Annotated in this window: 18 protein-coding genes, 1 tRNA gene and 1 riboswitch; of the genes, 10 read left to right on the top strand and 9 right to left on the bottom strand. The window is 63.5% G+C overall.

Annotated features, from left to right (window positions below; all coding sequences use genetic code 11):
* Positions 1 to 27 precede the first annotated feature (27 nt).
* From PZL22_RS20675 to PZL22_RS20665, 3 genes are all read left to right on the top strand, one after another.
* Positions 28 to 1824, top strand: a complete 1797-nt coding sequence (locus PZL22_RS20675; protein WP_284718552.1) for an acyl-CoA dehydrogenase C-terminal domain-containing protein — start codon at positions 28 to 30, stop codon at positions 1822 to 1824.
* A gap of 106 nt (positions 1825 to 1930) precedes the next feature.
* Complete coding sequence (locus PZL22_RS20670; RefSeq protein WP_003530141.1) at positions 1931 to 3139, top strand: acetyl-CoA C-acetyltransferase; 1209 nt, start codon at positions 1931 to 1933, stop codon at positions 3137 to 3139.
* Positions 3140 to 3160: 21 nt separating this feature from the next.
* Positions 3161 to 5374 (top strand): 3-hydroxyacyl-CoA dehydrogenase NAD-binding domain-containing protein, encoded by a 2214-nt coding sequence (locus PZL22_RS20665; protein ID WP_003530142.1) that lies wholly within the window; start codon positions 3161 to 3163, stop codon positions 5372 to 5374.
* Between the two features lie 90 nt (positions 5375 to 5464).
* On the opposite strand, the gene PZL22_RS20660 is transcribed toward PZL22_RS20665, so the two are convergent.
* Complete coding sequence (locus PZL22_RS20660; protein ID WP_003530144.1) at positions 5465 to 5938, bottom strand: SRPBCC family protein; 474 nt, start codon at positions 5936 to 5938, stop codon at positions 5465 to 5467.
* 124 nt (positions 5939 to 6062) lie between these two features.
* On the opposite strand from PZL22_RS20660, the gene PZL22_RS20655 reads away from it, so the two are divergent.
* Positions 6063 to 6572 (top strand): winged helix-turn-helix transcriptional regulator, encoded by a 510-nt coding sequence (locus PZL22_RS20655; protein WP_003530146.1) that lies wholly within the window; start codon positions 6063 to 6065, stop codon positions 6570 to 6572.
* Positions 6573 to 6693: 121 nt separating this feature from the next.
* On the opposite strand, the gene PZL22_RS20650 is transcribed toward PZL22_RS20655, so the two are convergent.
* Positions 6694 to 7779, bottom strand: a complete 1086-nt coding sequence (locus PZL22_RS20650; RefSeq protein WP_003530148.1) for a calcium:cation antiporter — start codon at positions 7777 to 7779, stop codon at positions 6694 to 6696.
* 225 nt (positions 7780 to 8004) lie between these two features.
* On the opposite strand from PZL22_RS20650, the gene PZL22_RS20645 reads away from it, so the two are divergent.
* The 4 genes from PZL22_RS20645 (at position 8005) to PZL22_RS20630 (ending at position 10891) form a co-directional block, all read left to right on the top strand.
* On the top strand, positions 8005 to 8661 hold the full coding sequence (locus PZL22_RS20645; RefSeq protein WP_003530150.1) for a S24 family peptidase: 657 nt from the start codon (positions 8005 to 8007) through the stop codon (positions 8659 to 8661).
* Positions 8662 to 8670: 9 nt separating this feature from the next.
* A complete protein-coding gene (locus tag PZL22_RS20640) occupies positions 8671 to 9477 on the top strand; it encodes a thermonuclease family protein (RefSeq protein ID WP_003530152.1) in 807 nt (268 codons plus the stop codon).
* Between the two features lie 112 nt (positions 9478 to 9589).
* Positions 9590 to 10000, top strand: a complete 411-nt coding sequence (locus PZL22_RS20635; RefSeq protein WP_003530154.1) for a tellurite resistance TerB family protein — start codon at positions 9590 to 9592, stop codon at positions 9998 to 10000.
* 78 nt (positions 10001 to 10078) lie between these two features.
* Complete coding sequence (locus tag PZL22_RS20630; RefSeq protein ID WP_284718551.1) at positions 10079 to 10891, top strand: sterol desaturase family protein; 813 nt, start codon at positions 10079 to 10081, stop codon at positions 10889 to 10891.
* Positions 10892 to 10926: 35 nt separating this feature from the next.
* Here PZL22_RS20630 and PZL22_RS20625 read toward each other — a convergent pair whose 3' ends face one another.
* The 3 genes from PZL22_RS20625 to PZL22_RS20615 form a co-directional block, all read right to left on the bottom strand.
* Positions 10927 to 11760 carry a transporter substrate-binding domain-containing protein gene (locus tag PZL22_RS20625; protein WP_014528923.1) on the bottom strand — a complete coding sequence of 278 codons (834 nt, stop codon included), beginning with the start codon at positions 11758 to 11760 and terminating at the stop codon, positions 10927 to 10929.
* A gap of 29 nt (positions 11761 to 11789) precedes the next feature.
* Positions 11790 to 11864, bottom strand: a tRNA-Gly gene (locus PZL22_RS20620).
* A gap of 49 nt (positions 11865 to 11913) precedes the next feature.
* Positions 11914 to 13011 carry a 2'-deoxycytidine 5'-triphosphate deaminase gene (locus tag PZL22_RS20615; RefSeq protein WP_003530160.1) on the bottom strand — a complete coding sequence of 366 codons (1098 nt, stop codon included), beginning with the start codon at positions 13009 to 13011 and terminating at the stop codon, positions 11914 to 11916.
* 75 nt (positions 13012 to 13086) lie between these two features.
* Positions 13087 to 13165: riboswitch (SAM riboswitch) on the top strand.
* A gap of 43 nt (positions 13166 to 13208) precedes the next feature.
* Here PZL22_RS20615 and PZL22_RS20610 point away from each other — a divergent pair.
* On the top strand, positions 13209 to 14393 hold the full coding sequence (locus PZL22_RS20610) for an O-succinylhomoserine sulfhydrylase (RefSeq protein WP_003530162.1): 1185 nt from the start codon (positions 13209 to 13211) through the stop codon (positions 14391 to 14393).
* A gap of 35 nt (positions 14394 to 14428) precedes the next feature.
* On the opposite strand, the gene PZL22_RS20605 is transcribed toward PZL22_RS20610, so the two are convergent.
* Positions 14429 to 15040 (bottom strand): CDP-alcohol phosphatidyltransferase family protein, encoded by a 612-nt coding sequence (locus PZL22_RS20605; protein WP_003530164.1) that lies wholly within the window; start codon positions 15038 to 15040, stop codon positions 14429 to 14431.
* 189 nt (positions 15041 to 15229) lie between these two features.
* Here PZL22_RS20605 and apaG point away from each other — a divergent pair, with 189 nt between their 5' ends.
* The gene (apaG, locus tag PZL22_RS20600; protein WP_003530166.1) at positions 15230 to 15622 is read left to right on the top strand and encodes a Co2+/Mg2+ efflux facilitator ApaG/CorD; all 393 of its coding nucleotides are present in this window, start codon (positions 15230 to 15232) and stop codon (positions 15620 to 15622) included.
* A 16-nt stretch (positions 15623 to 15638) separates the two neighbouring features.
* Here apaG and PZL22_RS20595 read toward each other — a convergent pair whose 3' ends face one another.
* From PZL22_RS20595 to PZL22_RS20585, 3 genes are all read right to left on the bottom strand, one after another.
* A complete protein-coding gene (locus PZL22_RS20595; protein ID WP_003530168.1) occupies positions 15639 to 16631 on the bottom strand; it encodes an Hsp33 family molecular chaperone in 993 nt (330 codons plus the stop codon).
* A 366-nt stretch (positions 16632 to 16997) separates the two neighbouring features.
* Positions 16998 to 17909: an ornithine carbamoyltransferase gene (gene argF, locus PZL22_RS20590; protein WP_003530170.1), complete on the bottom strand. Its 912-nt coding sequence runs from the start codon at positions 17907 to 17909 to the stop codon at positions 16998 to 17000.
* Between the two features lie 74 nt (positions 17910 to 17983).
* On the bottom strand, positions 17984 to 19183 hold the full coding sequence (locus PZL22_RS20585; RefSeq protein ID WP_003530172.1) for an aspartate aminotransferase family protein: 1200 nt from the start codon (positions 19181 to 19183) through the stop codon (positions 17984 to 17986).
* Between the last annotated feature and the right edge of the window lie 12 nt (positions 19184 to 19195).

Genomic DNA, 19195 nt, shown 5'->3' with positions numbered 1-19195 from the left:
CGAAAGGACATCAAGGCGAGGAAAAGCATGCCCATCTACAAGGCTCCGGTCGACGACACCCTGTTCATCCTCAACGACGTGCTCGGCATCGAGCGCTACCACAATCTCCCCGGCTTTGCGGATGTGACGCCGGACATGACGGCCGCGATCCTCGGCGAGGCCGCAAAGGTCGCAGAAGAGGTCCTCTTCCCGATCAATCTTTCCGGCGACCAGGAGGGCTGCAAGCGTCACGGGGACGGCTCCGTCACCGTACCCAAGGGCTTCAAGGAAGCCTACGACCTTTATCGCGAAGGCGGCTGGCTTGGCCTTGCCGCCCCGGAAGAATTCGGCGGCCAGGGCCTGCCCTACACGCTCCACACCGCCGTCGGCGAATTCATGTCCGCGGCCAACATGTCGCTTATGATGTATCCGGGCCTGACGCAGGGGGCGATCGCGGCGATCCTGGTGCATGGTTCCGAGGAACAGAAGCGGGCCTATCTGCCCAAAATGGTCGACGGCACCTGGACCGGCACGATGAACCTCACGGAGCCCCATTGCGGCACCGACCTGGGCCTGCTGCGCACCAAGGCCGCTCCGAACGGCGACGGCTCCTACAGTATCTCCGGCCAGAAGATCTTCATCTCCGCCGGCGAGCACGACATGGCGGAGAATGTCGTCCACCTGGTGCTGGCGCGCATCGAGGGCGCGCCTGATGGTGTAAAGGGCATCTCGCTCTTCATCGTGCCGAAATTCAGGCTCGACGCCAGCGGCGAGCCGGGCGAACGCAACGGCGTTTCCTGCGGCGCGATCGAACACAAGATGGGCATCCACGGCAACGCGACCTGCGTCATGAATTATGACGAGGCGACCGGCTATCTGATCGGCACGGAGAACAAGGGCCTCAGCGCCATGTTCGTGATGATGAACGAGGCCAGGCTTGCCGTCGGCATGCAGGGGCTTTCGATCGCCGAAGTCGCCTATCAGAATGCTGCGAGCTACGCGCGCGAACGCATCCAGGGCCGCTCCCTCTCCGGCCCCAAGGCGCCGGACAAGAAGGCCGATCCGATAATCGTCCATCCGGACATCCGCCGCACGCTGATGACGATCAGGGCCTTCAACGAAGGCGGCCGCGCCTTCACGCTCTGGACGGCGCTGAAGTCGGACATCGCCCATCGTTCAGACAGCGAAGAGGAGCGCCAGACGGCGGACGACATCCTCAGCCTGATGACGCCGATCCTCAAGGGCGTGCTGACGGACAAGGGCTTCGATCATGCGGTGATGGCGCAGCAGGTCTTCGGCGGCCACGGCTATATCGAAGAGCACGGTATGAGCCAGTATGTGCGCGACGCCCGCATCGCCATGATCTACGAGGGTGCCAACGGCATCCAGGCGCTCGACCTTGTCGGCCGCAAGCTCGCGATGAACGGCGGCCGCGCCGTCATGGCTCTGTTCAAGGAGATCGGCGACTTCTGCGAGGAGAACCGCGGCGACGAAAAGCTCTCGGGCTACACCAAAGCCTTGAAGAAAGGGCTGAACGACCTGCAGGCCGCGACGATGTGGTTCATGCAGAATGCCATGGCCAAGCCCGACAATGCCGGAGCCGGCTCTACCGACTATATGCATCTCTTCGGCCTCGTCGTCCTCGGCTATATGTGGGCGCGGATGGCGAAGACGGCGGAGGAGAAGCTTGCCGCTGGCGAAACGCAACGCGCGGACTATCTCAAGAACAAGCTGATCACGGCGAGGTTCTTCATGGAGCGCATCCTGCCTGAAACGGAGTTGCGCAAGATCCGTATCGAAACCGGCGCCGACACGATGATGGCGCTGGACGCGGCCGCGTTCTGATTTCAGACTGGAGCCGGATCGAAAGCGAGAAGCGGCTTCCGCCCGAATCCCGCTCCGATTGATAATGCGCGGCCCGAGGAAACGCCGCCGAAAGGGAGATCAAGAGATGACGAAAGTCTTCGTTTACGACCACGTGCGCACGCCGCGCGGCCGTGGCAAGAAGGACGGCGCGCTGCACGAGGTGCCCTCCGTGCGGCTCGCCGCCAAGGTGCTCGAGGCCGTGCGCGATCGCAACGGGCTCGACACTTCGACGGTCGACGACGTCATCATGGGTTGCGTCGACCCGGTCATGGATGCGGGTGCGGTCATCCCGAAAGCTGCAGCCTTCGAGGCCGGCTATTCGACGCGTGCGCCCGGCATGCAGATCTCCCGCTTCTGCGCCTCCGGCCTCGACGCGGTCAATTTCGGCGCTGCGAAGATCGCCCAAGGAGCGGACGACATCGTGATCGCCGGCGGCGTCGAGTCGATGTCCCGCGTCGGCCTGGGCATGTCGGGCGGCGCCTGGTTCATGGACCCCTCGGTCAACCTGCCCGCCTATTTCATGCCGCAGGGCGTTTCGGCCGACCTGATCGCCACGAAATACGGTTTCTCGCGCGACGACGTCGACGCCTATGCGGTGGAAAGCCAGAAGCGCGCCGCCAATGCCTGGGAGAAGGGCTATTTCAAGAACTCGGTCGTCCCGGTCAAGGACCAGAACGGCCTGGTCATTCTCGACCGCGACGAGCATATGCGCCCCGGCACCGACATGCAGGCACTGGCCTCGCTCAACCCTTCCTTCCAGATGCCCGGCGAGATGGGCGGCTTCGAGGCCGTCGGCATCCAGGCGCATCCGGAGATCGAGCGCATAAACTATGTCCACCACGCCGGCAATTCCTCCGGCATCGTCGATGGCGCCGCTGCCGTGCTCATCGGCTCCAAGGCCGGCGGCGAAGCCATGGGGCTCAAACCCCGCGCCCGCATCCGCGCCTTCGCCAATATCGGCTCCGACCCGGCCCTGATGCTGACCGGGCCGGTCGACGTCACCGAGAAGCTCCTGAAGCGGGCCGACATGAAGCTCTCCGACATCGACCTGTTCGAGCTCAATGAGGCCTTCGCGGCCGTCGTGCTGCGCTACTGCCAGGCTTTCGACATCCCGCACGATAAGATCAACGTCAATGGCGGCGCGATCGCCATGGGCCATCCGCTCGGCGCGACCGGGGCGATGATCCTCGGCACCGTGCTCGACGAGCTGGAGCGCCGCGACCTCAACACGGCGCTGGTGACGCTCTGCATCGGCGCCGGCATGGGCACCGCCACGATCATCGAACGCGTCTGATCCGATCCCGGGAGAGAGAATATGTCTTACACAAACTTCAAGATCGAAACCGACGCCGACGGCATTGCGCTGGTCACCTGGGACATGCCCGACAAGTCGATGAACGTCTTCACCGAAGAGGTGATGAAGGAACTCGACGCCATTATCGATCAGACGACCGCAGATCCTGCCGTCAAGGGCGTGGTCATCACCTCCGGCAAATCCTCCTTCTCCGGGGGTGCCGACCTTTCGATGATCAAGTCGATGTTCACCTTCCAGGCCGAGGAAAAGAAGAAGGACCCGGACAACGCGGCCCGGAAACTTTTCGACCTCGTGGGCCGGATGACGGGTCTCTTCCGCAAGCTCGAAACCTCGGGCAAGCCCTGGGTGTCGGCCATCAACGGCACCTGCATGGGCGGCGCCTTCGAGATGTCGCTCGCCTGCCACGGCCGTGTCGCCTCCAATGCAAAATCGGTGAAGATCGCGCTTCCCGAGGTCAAGGTCGGCATTTTCCCGGGCGCCGGCGGCACCCAGCGCGTTCCGCGGCTGACCAATACGCAGGACGCGCTGCAGATGATGACGACCGGCTCCTCGCTCACGCCGGCGCGGGCAAAGGCCATGGGGCTCGTCCACGAGGTGGTCGATCCGGACAAGCTGATCGAGGCTGCCAAGGCGATGATCAAGAACGGCCTGAAGCCGGTTCAGCCCTGGGACGAGAAGGGCTTCAAGCTGCCGGGCGGCGGCATCTGGACGCCCGCCTCCGCGCAGCTCTGGCCGGCCGCCTCCGGCATCCTGCGCCGCGAGACCTACGGCAATTACCCCGGCGCGATCGCGATCCTGAAATGCGTCTATGAGGGGCTGCAGGTTCCCTTCGATACGGCTTTGAAGATCGAGCAGCGCTATTTCACCGAAATCCTGCAGACGACCGAAGCCTTCTCGATGATCCGGTCGCTGTTCGTCTCGATGCAGGAACTCGGTAAGGGCGCGCGCCGGCCGGCCGGTGTACCGAAGACCGAGCTCAAGAAAGCCGGCGTCGTCGGCGCCGGTTTCATGGGCGCCTCGATCGCCTATGTAACCGCGGCGGGCGGCATCCCGGTCACCCTCGTCGACCGCGACATGGAAGCTGCCGAAAAGGGCAAGACGCATTCGGAAGGCCTGGTCAAGGACGCGATCGGTAAGGGACGCTTGACCAAGGAGGAAGGCGAAGCGCTGCTTTCGCGCATCACACCTTCGGCGGACTATGGCGATCTCAGGGATGCCGGCCTCGTCATCGAGGCGGTCTTCGAGGACCGGCAGGTCAAGAAGGACGTGATCGAGAAGGTCGAAGCGGTGATCGCCGAGGACGCGATCTTCGCCTCCAACACCTCGACGCTGCCGATCACCGGCCTCGCCAGGAATTCCAAACGCCCGGACCGGTTCATCGGCATTCATTTCTTCTCGCCGGTCGAGAAAATGATGCTGACCGAGGTGATCCTCGGCAAGGAGACCGGAGACCGTGCGCTCGCGGCCGCGCTCGACTATGTCGCGGCGATCAGGAAGACGCCGATCGTCGTCAACGACACGCGCGGCTTCTATGTCAATCGCTGCGTCTTCCGCTATATCCACGAAGCCTATGACATGCTGATCGAGGGCGTACCGCCGGCGATGATCGAGAACGCCGCCAAGATGGCCGGCATGCCGGTCGGACCGCTGTCGCTCAACGACGAGGTGGCGATCGACCTCAGCCAGAAGATCCTGAAGGCGGCCGTTGCCGATCTCGGCGACAAGGCCGTCGATCCCAGGCACATGGCGCTGATCGACAAGATGGTCGACGAGCTCGACCGGCGCGGCCGCAAGAACGGCAAGGGCTTCTACGAGTATCCGGCAAAGCCGGCCAGGAAATATCTCTGGCCGGGCCTGAAGGAGCTCTACCCGCAGAAGGATGCCGGCGAGATCGAGGTCGGTGTGCTCAAGCAGCGCCTGCTCGTGACGATCGCACTCGAAGCCGCGCGTACGATCGAGGAGGGCATCGTCACCGACCCGCGCGAAGCCGATGTCGGCTCGATCCTCGGCTTCGGCTTTGCGCCCTACACCGGCGGCACGCTCTCCTACATCGACGGCATGGGTGCGAAAGCATTCGTCGAGCTTTGCGAAAAGCTCGCCGCGGACCATGGCGACCACTTCCGGCCGACGCCGCTTTTGAAGGAGATGGCGGAAAAGGGCGAAACCTTCTACGGGCGCTTCGACCCGTATGGCGCGGGGCAGAAGGCGGCATAAGCCGCCAGGCCAGCCGCACGCCGCAAACATTGCCTCTTCCGGTCATTCTCGGCAGCCGCGAATGACCGGGAGAGGAACCTGTTCAAGGTTTCAGGCCGGTTCAGCCTTCTCACCGAGCTCGGCCGCCAGAAATCCGATCAGTTGCTCCCATCCCTCGCGGCGATATTCCACCTTGTCGAGCCCATCCAGGAATGCCCCCTGCTCCGTGAAGACGACGCGTGTGCCGGTGCCCTCCGGTATGAGGTCGACGGTCGCGATCGACGCGGAAAGCCGCTGCTCGTCCTTCGCCATGGTATAGGCCGACACGATCCGTTTGTTCTCGACGATGTCGAGATAGACCGTTTCATTGAAATAGAAAGTCTTCCCGTCCTGGCTGAACCGGCCGCTTTCCCGGCCGCCGATGCGGAAGTCGTGGCTATATTCAGCGACGGGCCAGTTGTCGGCCTTGACGAACCAGCGGTCATGCGCGGCAGGGTCGGCAAAGGCCTCGAAGACCTGTTCCGGGGGTGAATTGAAAACGCGTTCAATCGTGAAGTCCGCATGTTCGACAGAAGCTTTGGTCATGATCTTCTCCTCCTTGTCCGTGCAACTGGTTGCTAAATGAAAGCGGTTGCAGATTAGCTCCACCGATGCAATAATGCAAGCAGTTTTAGAGCGGATGCTCCGCTCCCGTATTTCAGAGACCAGAATGACCGATGACCATCGCTCGGGTTGCCCGATCAATCTCTCGCTCGAAGTGTTCGGCGACAAATGGAGCCTCCTGATCATTCGCGACATGATTTTCGGCGGCAAACGCCACTTCCGCGAGCTCCTGCGCTCGCAGGAAGGGATTTCCACCAACATCCTCGCCGACCGGCTGAAAACGCTTGTCGAGATCGGCATGCTGACGAAAGCGGACGATCCGAGCCACAAGCAGAAGGCGATCTACAGCCTGACGGAAATGGCGATCGCGCTGGTGCCGATCATGGCCCATCTCGGCGCCTGGGGCCGGCGCTACCTGCCGGTCACCGAGGAACTCAGCATTCGCGCGCAACTGATGGAGGAGGGCGGCCCCGAGCTCTGGGAGCGTTTCATGCGGGAATTGCGCGCCGAACACCTCGGCGATCCCCTGCCGGAAGGACCCTCCGTGCGGCAAACGCTGCAAGCCGCCTATGACCGCGTGGTGGCGCGCAAGGCGATGGAAGAGCAACCGGCCTGAACATTAGAGCGGGATGAGGAAAAGTGTGCGCGGTTTTCCGCCCGCATCCCGCGTCTCAACGTCTTGGAATCGATCACGGTCATGTTTTTAGGTCGACCAGACCTAAAAACATGACCGTGATCTAAAGTCCGAGGGCGGACAGCATGATGAAGGTCGCGAACAGCACGAAATGCGTCATGCCTTCGATGGCATTGGTCTGGCCGTCATTGAGATTGATCGCGGCGGCGATGAGCGTCACCGCAACCATCACCGTCTGCACGGGCGACATGGCCATGATGAAGGGCTGGCCCGTATAAAGGGCAATCGCCTCCATGACGGGTACGGTCAGAATCACGGTCGAAAGCGAAGCGCCGAGCGCGATGTTCACCACTGCCTGCATGCGGTTGGCGAGCGCGGCGCGCATTGCCGTCATGACCTCGGGCGAAGCGGAGATCGCCGCGACGACGATCGCGGCCAGGGCCGGCGGCGCCGCCGTACCCTTGATCCCGGCCGACAGCAGCCCGGACATGATTTCGGCCAGAAAGCCGATCACCACCACGCCCAGGATGAGCACGACGACGGAAGGAAGCACCGGCTCGCCTTCCAGCCGGCTTGCCGCAGTTCCCGCTTTGGCGCGCGGATAGCTGTAACTGAAGAAGTAGCTGTGCACGCCAACCTGCATGCGCAGGAACAACGTATAGAGCACGATCATCGCGCCGATGGTGAAGGCGGAATAATAATGCCATTTCGACTGCGGCACGAATTCGGGAACGAGCATGGAAATGCCCATGGCCGTGAGGATCATGACGCTGTAAGTGCGGGCGGAATCGTCGTTATAGGGCTGCTCGCCATGTTTGAGGCCGCCGAGCAGCGCCGCAAGCCCCAGAATCCCGTTGATATCAAGCATCACTGCCGAATAGATCGTATCGCGCACCAGCGTCGGCGAAGTCTCGCCGGTCATCATGATGGCGAGGATGACGACCTCGACCAGCACCGCCGAAAGCGTCAGGATCATCGTGCCGTAGGGATCGCCCACCTTTGCGGCAAGCACCTCGGCATGATGGGCGACCCGCATGGAAGCAAGCACGATCGCCGCCACCATCAGGGCGGCACCGATGAGCGATGCGGCGCGACCGGCCTCGAGCAGATGATGCTCGACCGCGACGCCGGCAAGAGCAGCGAGAAAAGCGGCAACGAGATGCCGTTCCGATCTCAGTTTTGCAAGCAAGCACGCCTCTTGGCCCGGAGTGAAGCTGTTTTATTTAGCACAGCTGCGCAGGAGTTCACCCCTGAAGACCGCTGCGTCTGCCGTATGCCGTACTTTGACCGGATAGGAAGGACTATTTTCCTCGCTGTGCTTTACGGTCGCAAGGCGCTTGGCTAATGTATTCGCAGACGCGGAGCGGCTGGCTGTGCAGCCCGCATTCGCTTCTCCTTCCGAAGATGGGTCGACATGCTCTCACATGACAGCATCTGGCGCGCGATCGACGCATTGGCAGAGCGCCACCGGCTTTCGCCGTCGGGCCTTGCGCGGCGGGCCGGCCTGGACCCCACCTCCTTCAACAAGTCGAAGCGCCAGTCCACCGACGGGCGCGACCGGTGGCCCTCCACTGAGTCGATCGCGAAGATATTGCATGCGACGGGAGCGAGCGTCGATCAGTTCCTGGCGCTGATGGAGCCCAATGCCGCCGGCAGCGAAAGGGAAGATGCATCGGCAGCGCCGGGCATTCCGCTGATCGGTTTCGCGCAGGCCGGCGCCGGTGGTTTTTTCGACGACGGCGGCTTTCCGGTCGGCCAGGGCTGGGACACGATCGAATTCCCCACGCCCGAGCGGCGGCAGGGCGGTACCTACGCTCTGGAGGTTCAGGGCGACAGCATGCTGCCGCTTTATCGCGACGGCGATGTCCTGATCGTCGACCCGAGCGCGCAGGTGCGCCGCAACGACCGCGTCGTGGTCAAGACGCGCGGGGGCGAGGTGATGGCGAAGGTGCTGGCCCGGCAGACGCCCCGCGGCATCGAGCTCGTTTCGCTCAACCCCGACCATCCCAACCGCAATTTCGAGATGAACGACGTGGAATGGATCGCCCGGATCATCTGGGCCAGCCAATAGGATCCTTCGATGCGGCCGAGGCTCTTCACCATCGCCGGCGGGCTTGCCGCCCTCGCCCTCTATGCCGGCATTCTGATGACCGGGGCCGCGGTCATCCGCAACCGCGACAGCGCCGCAGCGCCTGAGTTCGTGCTCGAAACGCCGGAAGCAGCGATCGACGAGCCGGTTTCGGAGGAGCCTCCCGCCGAGACCGAAGCCGCTCCCCCTGCCCCCGAACCGGATACCATGCCGGGCAAAGGCTCGCGCGTGGCGGTCAGGCCCGTCGAGCCGGGCCTCTTTGCCCAGCCGGAGGACGGCATCGCCAAACCGCTGGAACGGATCGCACCGAGGCCGCCGCTTTCGAAGACCGGGGAAAAGGAAAAACCCGCTTCCGCCGTCTTCCCGCGCCCGGTTGCGCTTGCCGCCGGGCTTGTCCGGTCCGGCGAGACGACCCTGCAGCTCAAGGATATCGAACCCGAAAAGGCGGAGAAGGTCTGCGAAGCGAACGGCAAGAGCTGGCCTTGCGGCATGGTCGCGCGTACGGCGTTCCGCAACTTCCTGCGGGGGCGCGCGCTCGTCTGCGACGGGGCGGATGGCTCCTCGCAAACCTTGAACGCGCGGTGCAGCGTCGGCGGCCAGGACGTGGCCGAATGGCTCGTCGGCAACGGCTGGGCGACGCCGCTGCCGGGCACGGCGCTCGAGCCGAAGGCCGAGGCCGCTCGGGGCGCCAGGCTCGGCTTCTTCGGGGACGACCCGCGCGATCTTGCCCGAGCGCCTCTCGCGCTCGACGATCCGGCTGCGAGCATCGCCCCGGAAGACGCCGCGCCGGACTTGTAAGGCTTGGAGCAAGTCCTTAACTGTCACCCATCATTGCAGGTCCGCCGAACCCGTTATGCACCCGTCGTGTATCGCGGCTCCAATGGGAACAACGAAAGGATCGAGAGGCAGGATGTCCGCAAGTCTCAGCCAGCACGAAGCCCTTGTCCACGTCATGGTCATGATGTCCGCCGTCGACCGGAACATGACCGACGACGAGATTGCACGCATCGGCGTGCTCGTGCGGTTCCTCCCGGCCTTCAACGGTTTCGACGAAGATCACCTGATCCATATCGGCCGCGAATGCGCCGCCCAGCTTGCGGCACCGGAGGGCCTCGACGTGGCGCTCGAAATGGTTCGCGAGGCGTTGCCGCAGCGGCTCTATGAGACGGCCTATGCCCTTGCGGTCGAGATCGCTGCCGCGGATCAGCGTATCCGCAACGAGGAAATCCGGTTGTTGCAGCTGCTGCGCGACCGTTTGGGCCTCGACAAGCTCGCCTGCGCAGCAATCGAGCGCGGAGCCATCGCGCGCTTCCGCAAGTAGGCTTCAGAAACAGGTCCTTGCCCGTTCCCGGCACGGAACAATATGCTGGGCCGGATTTGATGCAACGGGGATCGATGCATGCTCTATTTCGGTCTCGCCGAACCGGTCTGGCGGCTCGCGGCCTTTGCCGCCGCCTTCGCCGCACTGGCAGCGCTCGAACTTTTTCATCCGCGGCTGGAGAGGCCGGAGCTGATGCGGGCTCTGAAGGCACGCCGCTGGATCACCAACCTGTCTATTCTCGTCCTATCCTCCCTCCTGCTTCGCGTCGCCTTTCCCGCTGCCGCCACCGGCGTTGCTATCTGGGCTCAGGGACGCGGATACGGCGTGCTCCCGGCTCTCAGCGTCGCCCCACCGCTTGCCGGCCTGATCGCCTTTATCGCGCTGGACTTCGCCATCTGGCTCGAACACGTCGTGTTTCACAAGATACCTGTCCTGTGGCGCATCCACCGCGTCCACCATGCCGATCCCGGGGTCGACGTCACCACAGCCCTTCGCTTTCATCCCCTCGAAATTCTGCTGTCGATGATCTGGAAGAGCGCGGTCATCATTCTGCTCGGCGCGCCCGCACTCGCCGTTCTCCTGTTCGAGATCGTGCTCAATGCCGGGGCGATGTTCAACCACGCCAATCTGCGGCTGCCGAAAGCCGCCGACGGGCTGTTGCGCCACGTCATCGTCACGCCCGACATGCACCGCATCCACCATTCCGTGGAAAAGCGGGAGACCGATTCAAACTACGGCTTCAATCTTTCGGTCTGGGATCGGTTGTTCTCAACCTACGTCGCCCATCCATCGCGCGGCGACGATGGGATCGAGACCGGGCTGAAAGCCTACGGGCGCATCGAGCCGATAAAGCTCCTGTGGTCGCTCGTGCTGCCGTTCCGGCGTGGGTAGAGCGAAATGACGGGATAGCCGCGAGTGGAGCCGCCTCAATAAATCCCGTCCGGGAAATAGCGAAGATAGATCTCCTCGAGCCTGCCGCTGCGTGAGAGCGCCAGCAAAGCGTGGTCGATCGCCTGGGTCAGGGCCGGCTCGGCCTTGCGGTTCATGATCGTCAGTCCCTCGCCCAGGAAGCGCTGGGAAAAATAGGAGCCCTCCAACATGGCGCAGCATCCCCCGGCGAGGTTGCCGGAGACCCAGAAGGACAATTGCATGCCATCGGAGAACGCGGCCGCGACGGTGCCCCCGCGAAGCGCGGAGAGCAATGCATCCCGGTCCGGAAAGCCTTTGGCTTCGAGCTTCGGGAAAAATGCCTTCAGCATTGCCTCATGCGTGGTGCCGGAGACGACGCCGACGGGCTTTCCGGCAAGATCGGCAGGACCGGCGATCGCCCCGGCGGCCTTGGTGTTGACGACGAAGCGGGCGGGCAGTTGCATGAAGGCGCGGGAAAAGGCGAAACGCTGCCTCAGCTCCGAAGTCACGGCAATGCCGGCGGCAATCGCTTCCCCTTGCCCCTGCTCGAGGGCCGGCATGAGCTCCGGATAGGTCACTGCCTGGATCTGGCACTTGGCTTCGATCTCCAGCTCACGGCATATCTCGCGGGCGAGGTCGACATGGAAGCCCGACAGCTTGCCCGACTGGTCGATGAAGTTGAAGGGCGGGAAGTCGACGGTCGTCAGGAAACGAAGCCTGGCAAGGCCGCTGAGGTCCGGCTTGGCAATCCGTTCGCGGGCATCGAACAGCCGGGGCAGTTCCTTCGGCTGCGCCAAAGCCAACCCCGGGGCGAGAACGGCCGACAGTACGAATATCCAGAGAATCCGCAGCGCTATGGCGCCTCTATGAAAGGAGGAATTGGAGCGGGTGATCGGGATCGAACCGACGACATCAAGCTTGGGAAGCTGGCGTTCTACCACTGAACTACACCCGCGACAGAACCGGAAATTTCCTCAACAGCCGTGATCTGTCAAGCACAATGCTCACTCGGCGCGAAAATGCTTGGAGAGCTTGAGCCCCTGCGCCTGATAATTGGAGCCGAGATCGAGGCCGTAAAGTCCCTCCGGACGTTCCAGCATGTGCTCGTAGACGAGACGGCCGACGATCTGCCCGTGCTCCAGAATGAACGGCACTTCGTGGCTGCGGACCTCGAGCACCGCCCGGCTGCCGCTGCCGCCGGCGGACGCATGGCCGAAGCCGGGGTCGAAGAAGCCGGCATAGTGGACGCGGAACTCGCCCACGAGCGGGTCGAAGGGCGTCATTTCGGCCGCATAGCGCGGCGGCACATGGACGGCTTCGCGGGACACGAGGATGTAGAACTCGTCCGGATCGAGCACGAGATCGTCGCGGCCGCGGCTGTAGAGCGGCTCCCAGAAGTCGAAAACGGCATGCTGGGCTTTCTTGTCCACATCGACCACCGATGTGTGATGCTTGCCGCGGTAGCCGATCAGGCCGTCCGGCCCGGTGCCCTTGAGGTCGATGGAAAGGGCGATGCCGCCGCCGGAAACGTTCGGCCGGTCGCTGGCGACGAGGACGTCGCTTTCGTGCAGAGCCAGCAGTTCCTGCTCGGAAAGAACCGAGTGGCCGATGCGGAAGCGTATCTGCGAAAGCCGCGAACCACGCCTGACTACGATCGGAAAGGTCCGCGGGCTGATTTCGAGATAGAGCGGTCCGCTGTAGCCCGCCGGAATCTTGTCGAACTCCTGCGCCCTGTCGGTAATCACGCGCGTGAAGATATCCAGTCGGCCGGTGGAGCTCTTCGGATTGGCGGAGGCCGACATGTCTGCCGGCAGCGAGAGGCTTTCCATCAGCGGCACGATGTAGACGCAGCCGGTCTCGAGCACGGCGCCTTCGCTCAGATCGACGACATGCAGCTTGAGCCGGTCGAGCTTGTCGGCGACCAGATGAGACGGGCCGGGCATGAAGCTCGCCCGGACGCGGAACGCCTTGGATCCAAGGCGAAGATCGAGGCTGGCCGGCTGGATCTGGTCATCATCCAGCACCTTTTCGCTCTTCAGCCGTCCCGAGGCATACAGCGCTGCAATTGCGCGGTCGGCCAAAATCCCTGTGTCGCGCCCCATTCCGATCCTCATTTACAGTTGCCAGACAAAACCAAACTCCGGGAATTGACGCAAGCGCGGCCAGGCAGTATTGGAGCTTTATCCCGTGGTGATTTGGCCGGTCGGCTTGCAGCCACGTTAAACAAGTAGCTAAAAAGGCCGGGTGTCAAACCGGTCGTTTCGCGGCCGGTTTTTTTGTTTTTGAAAGTGACGTTCTCATGAGCAAGAATTGGCGCCCGGCAACCCAGCTCGTCCACGGCGGAACGCTCCGCTCCCAGTATGGCGAGACCTCGGAAGCGATCTTCCTGACGCAGGGCTTCGTCTACGACAGCTCCGAAGCGGCGGAGGCCCGCTTCAAGGGCGAGACCGACGGTTTCATCTATGCACGCTACGGCAGCCCGACCAACGACATGTTCGAGAAGCGCATGTGCATGCTCGAAGGGGCGGAAGACGCGCGCGCCACCGCCTCCGGCATGGCGGCGGTTTCTGCGGCAATCCTTTGCCAGGTGAAGGCGGGTGACCACATCGTCGCCGCCCGGGCGCTCTTCGGCTCCTGCCGCTGGGTCGTGGAAACGCTGGCGCCGAAATACGGCGTCGAGTGCACCCTGGTGGACGGTCGCGATCTCAAGAACTGGGAAGACGCGGTGCGCCCGAACACCAAGGTCTTCTTCCTCGAGAGCCCGACGAACCCGACGCTCGAAGTGATCGACATCGCCGGCGTTGCCAGGCTCGCCGATCAGATCGGCGCCAAGGTGGTGGTCGACAACGTCTTCGCCACGCCGCTGTTCCAGAAGCCGCTGGAGCTTGGCGCCCATGTCGTCGTCTATTCCGCGACGAAGCATATCGACGGCCAGGGCCGCTGCCTCGGCGGCGTGGTCCTCTCCGACAAGCAGTGGGTAGACGAGAACCTGCACGACTATTTCCGTCACACCGGCCCGGCCATGTCGCCCTTCAACGCCTGGACGCTGCTGAAGGGCATCGAGACCCTGCCGCTCCGCGTCAAGCAGCAGACCGAAAGCGCCCGCCGCGTAGCCGATTTCCTCGCGGAGCAGCCGCAGGTCGCCCGCGTCATCTATCCGGGCCGCAAGGATCACCCGCAGGCCGACGTCATTGCCAAGCAGATGAGCGGCGGCTCGACGCTGGTCGCCTTCGAGCTCAAGGGTGGCAAGGAAGCAGCCTTCGCCCTGCAGAACGCCCTTGAAATCATCCGGATCTCCAACAATCTCGGCGATTCCAAGAGTCTGATCACCCATCCGGCGACGACCACCCACAAGAACCTCACCGACGAAGCCCGCGCCGAACTCGGCATCTCCGCCGGAACGGTGCGCTTCTCGGCCGGTATCGAGGACAGCGAAGACCTCATCGAGGATTTCGCAAGGGCGCTGAAGGGCGTAAACGCCTGACCGGCACCATGACGAAGCCCGCGTCAGCGGGCTCGTCAGTCTTGCCGAAAAGTCAGTCTTGCGAGAACGATCCGCGACAGCGCGGTATAGAGGCAGACGAGCGCGAAGACCGTTGCGAATAACGGGAACCACCCAGGGAAAAGGCACGAGAGCAGAAAAAAGACGATCGTCTCCGTCGCCTCTGCGAGCCCCGTCGTGAAGTAGAGCGACTTCGCACCGCGCACCGCGGTCGTCAGGGCGCGCTTCTCGGCCATCACGGCATAGGCGAGGAAGCTCGCGCCGTTGACATAGAAGGCGAAGAGCAAAAACCCGCCGGCAAGACCGTTTGCGGCCGGATCTGCGATGATGAAACCAAGTGGAACGGCGCCGTAAAAGGTGAAATCGAGAACGATGTCGAGAAAGCCGCCGAAATCCGTTTTCCGGCTCGCGCGGGCGACGGCTCCGTCAAGGCCGTCGCAGAGCCGGCTCACAAGGATCAGGGCGGCGGCAGGCAGATAAGCGCCGAGACCGATGAGCAGGGCTGCCGCAAGGCCAAGGCAAAGGCCGAGGATCGTGACGGCATCGGCACTGACCCCGCGGCCGGCCAGTGCGGCGCCGAGCCTGTCCAGAACCGGATCGAGCCGCCTGCGAAGCGCGCCGTCAAGCATAGCCGTTGCCTCCTAGATCACGATGTGATCGATTCCAAGAAGTTGGAGCGGGATGCGGGCGAAAACCGCGCACACCTTTCCTCATCCCGCTCCAGGGAATTTGATACCACTCGCACAATCTCGCCGTTATTCTTGACGAAACCATATTGCTGTAGAATACGCGTACGGATTTGAAACAGGGTGTTGCACATGTACCGCGCGCTGACACGCGACATCGAAGTGACGGTCGAGCCGTACTACCTGGAAGAACAGTCGGATCCCGACGACAGCCGCTATGTCTGGGGCTATCGCATCATCATAGCGAACCATTCCGGACTCGCGGTCCGGCTGATGACCCGCTACTGGCACATTACCGACGAGAACGGTCAGGTGGACGAGGTGAGCGGCCCCGGCGTGATCGGCGAGCAGCCGCTGCTCAATCCCGGCGATACCTACGAGTACTCCTCCGGCTGCCCGCTGGATACACCCTCCGGCGTGATGTTCGGCCATTACAGCATGGAGGCGGAAGGCGGGGAGACTTTCGATGTCGCCATCCCCGCCTTCTCGCTCGATTCGCCGGGCCTCGTCCGCACGCTTAATTGATTCAGCGCGGCTGCCGCTATTGCGGACGGACCTCGCTCGCCTCGAAGCGGTAGGTCGTCGAGCAGAACTCGCAGGTGACTTTGATCAGGCCGTCCTCGACGCTGGCTTCGATATCCTCGTTGCCGAGCCCCACCAGGACGTCCCTGATCTTCTCGCGCGAGCAGCTGCATCGATCGTAGACCGCCTGCGGCTCATAGACGCGCACGCCGCGCTCATGGAACAGACGGTACAGCAATCGCTCGGTACCGACCGTCGGATCGGTGAGTTCATCGGTGTCGATCGTCTCGACCATCACCTTGGCTTCCGCCCAGAGGTCGTCCTCGTCGAAGAAATCCTCGTCGCCCTCGTCACCACCGCCGCCCGGCAGATCCGCCTGGCGCATCCGGTCCGGCGCGTCGGGGAGGAACTGCGCGACCATGCCGCCGGCGCGCCAGCGGTGCCGCGGCTTGCCGTTCTCGTCCTTGTCGAGAAGCTCGGCAACGGCGAGGCGCACCCTGGTCGGTATCTGCTCTGACTGGCGGAAATAGGCGCCGGCGATCTCCTCGAGCGTCGCCCCGTCAAGCGCGACGATGCCCTGATAGCGCTGCGTGTGCGCACCCTGGTCGATCGTGAAGGCGAGGACGCCGTTGCCCAACAATTCATGAGGCTGGACGCGCCCGCTCTTTTCGGCGTCGGCGAGCGCCTCCTTATCATAGCGGGCATAGGCGCGGACGCGGTCCGGCGTCGAGAAATCCGCGACCACGAGATCGACCGGCCCATCGCCCTGTGTCTGCACGATCAGCTTGCCTTCGAATTTCAGGGACGTGCCGAGCAGGACCGTCAGCACCACTGTTTCCGCGACGAGCCGCGCGACAGGGAGCGGGTAATTGTGCCGTTCAAGAATGGCATCGAGCATCGGGCCAAGCTGGACGGCGCGGCCGCGCACGTCGAGTCCCTCGACCTGAAAGGGCACAACCTGATCGTCACCGGCAAAATCGAACTCGCCAAGTCCCGGCGCTGTTTCTGTCATCGCTTGCTCCTTGCCTCGACCATGATCACGCGGATCGATTCAATCCGGGACGTGGCCATGACCCATTCCAAAAACTGCATGCGGGATGCGGACGGAAACCGCTCGCTTCCTCTTCATGTCCGATACGGCTTGCATCGAGTGCACCGGCGCGCACCGGTACAACCGTCCGCCATTCCATTTGATCCCGTCATGGACGAATTTCTCCGCCGGCATTTGCTCTGCGTCGAAGCACCCCTTGGGCGCCAAGCACGTGATAGCCGGCGTGGGGCGACTGGCCGATTTGATGATCGGAGCCCCCGCTCACCGCCCTAGATCGTGTTGCACCGTGCAGATTTCAAGAGAACGCCTCGCGCCCGCCTCCAGCCGTCAGACCGCGCCCATGCACCAGGCGAGGATCGATTTCTGCGCGTGCAGCCGGTTCTCGGCTTCGTCGAATACCACCGACTGCGGGCCGTCGATGACCTCATCGGTCACTTCCTCGCCGCGGTGCGCCGGCAGGCAATGCATGAACAGCGCGTCCGGCGCTGCATGCTTCATCAGCGCGCCGTTGACCTGGTAGGGCTGGAAGACGTTGTGACCGCGGGCGCGATGTTCCTGGTTCATCGAGATCCAGGTGTCGGTGACGACGCAATGGGCACCGGCAACCGCCTGCTCCGCCTCGTGGCTGAGCAGGACCTCGGCCCCGTTGTTGCGCGCCCAGTTCAGGAACTTGTCATGCGGTTCGGAGCCGAGCGGCACGGCCATGTTCATGCGGTAGCCGAAGCGCGCCGAGCCTTCGATCAGCGAGTGAAGCACGTTGTTGCCGTCGCCGGTCCAGGCGATCGTCTTGCCCTTGACCGGTCCCCGGTGCTCCTCGAAGGTCATGATATCGGCCATGATCTGGCACGGGTGCGTATCGTCGGTGAGCCCGTTGATGACGGGCACGGTCGCATGCTCCGCCATCTCCAGAAGCCGGCGGTGGTCGGTCGTGCGGATCATGATCGCGTCGACGTAGCGCGACAGGACCTTCGCCGTATCGCCGATCGTCTCCGCCCGGCCGAGCTGCATTTCGGTACCCGACAGAAACAGCGTCTCGCCGCCGAGCTGGCGCATGCCGACATCGAAAGAAACACGCGTGCGGGTGGACGGCTTCTCGAAGATCATCGCGAGCATCTTGCCGGCAAGCGGCTTCTCGGCAGTCCCTGCCTTGGTCGCCGACTTGCGGACGCGGGCATCGTCGATGATGGTCCTGAGGTCGGTGGCCGTCATGGCCGAGAGATCGAGGAAGTGTCTGGTCATACTGCCTTGTTTCCTGTCGTAGAATCCGTTTGTCGACCCCGCCCGGGCCGGTTCGATCCGAAACCTTCGGGCGCTCAGGCCGCGGCGTTGCCGCTCTTGCCGCTCACCGCCTCCGCGGCGCGTTCGAGCCGTGCCAGTCCTTCGCGCGCCTCGGCCGGGGTGGTGATCAGCGGCGGCAACAGGCGCAGAACGTTTTCGCCGGCCGGGACGACGAGCAGTTTCTCGGCGCGGATCGCCTTCAAAAGGTCCGCGGAGGGCACCTTCGCCTTGATGCCGAGCATCAGCCCGTCGCCGCGGATTTCCTCGATCACGTCCGGAAAACGATCCTTCAACGAGGCGAGCCCCTGACGGAAGACGAGAGCCACCTCGCGCACCTGATCGAGGAAGCCTTCGGCGAGAACGACGTCGAGCACGGCATTTCCGACCGCCATTGCGAGCGGGTTGCCGCCATAGGTCGAGCCGTGCGTGCCCGCCACCATGCCGGCGGCCGCCGCCTCCGTCGCAAGGCAGGCGCCGAGCGGGAAGCCGCCGCCGATGCCTTTGGCGACGGCCATGATATCGGGTTTGATGCCCGCCCATTCATGGGCGAAGAGCTTGCCGGTCCGGCCTACACCGGACTGGACCTCGTCAAGGATCAGAAGCAGGCCGAACTCGTCGCAGAGTTCGCGCAGCCCTTGCATGAACTCCTTCGATGCCGTCCGAATGCCGCCCTCGCCCTGGATCGGCTCGACAAGGATCGCCGCGGTTTCTTCATTGATCGCGTTCTTGACCGCGCCGATATCGCCGAAGGGGACCTGATAGAAGCCCGGCGCCTTCGGCCCGAAGCCCTCGATGTATTTCTGCTGTCCGCCGGCGGCGATCGTCGCGAGCGTGCGGCCGTGGAAAGCACCTTCGAAGGTGATGACGTGGAACTTCTCGACGTGCCCCTTGGCGAAATGATAGCGCCGCGCCGTCTTGATCGCACATTCGAGCGCTTCCGCACCCGAATTGGTGAAGAACACCCGATCGGCGAAGGTCACATGGGTCAGCCGCCGCGCAAGGCTTTCCTGCCCCGCAATCTCGTAGAGATTGGACAGATGCCAGACCTTGTCGGCCTGCGCCTTCAGCGCCTCGACGAGATGAGGATGGGCATGGCCGAGCGAGTTCACGGCGACACCGGCAGCGAAATCGAGATAGCGCGTGCCGTCTTCGGCGATCAGCCAAACGCCTTCACCTCGCTCGAAACGCAACGGCGCGCGCAGATAGGTGTCGTAAAGCGGCGTGGTTGCGGCCATGTCGAGCTCTCC

Origin of the sequence: Ensifer meliloti (genome assembly GCF_030064585.1) — a bacterium.
GTDB lineage: Bacteria > Pseudomonadota > Alphaproteobacteria > Rhizobiales > Rhizobiaceae > Sinorhizobium > Sinorhizobium meliloti.
This window is presented reverse-complemented; position numbering and strand designations above follow the sequence as displayed.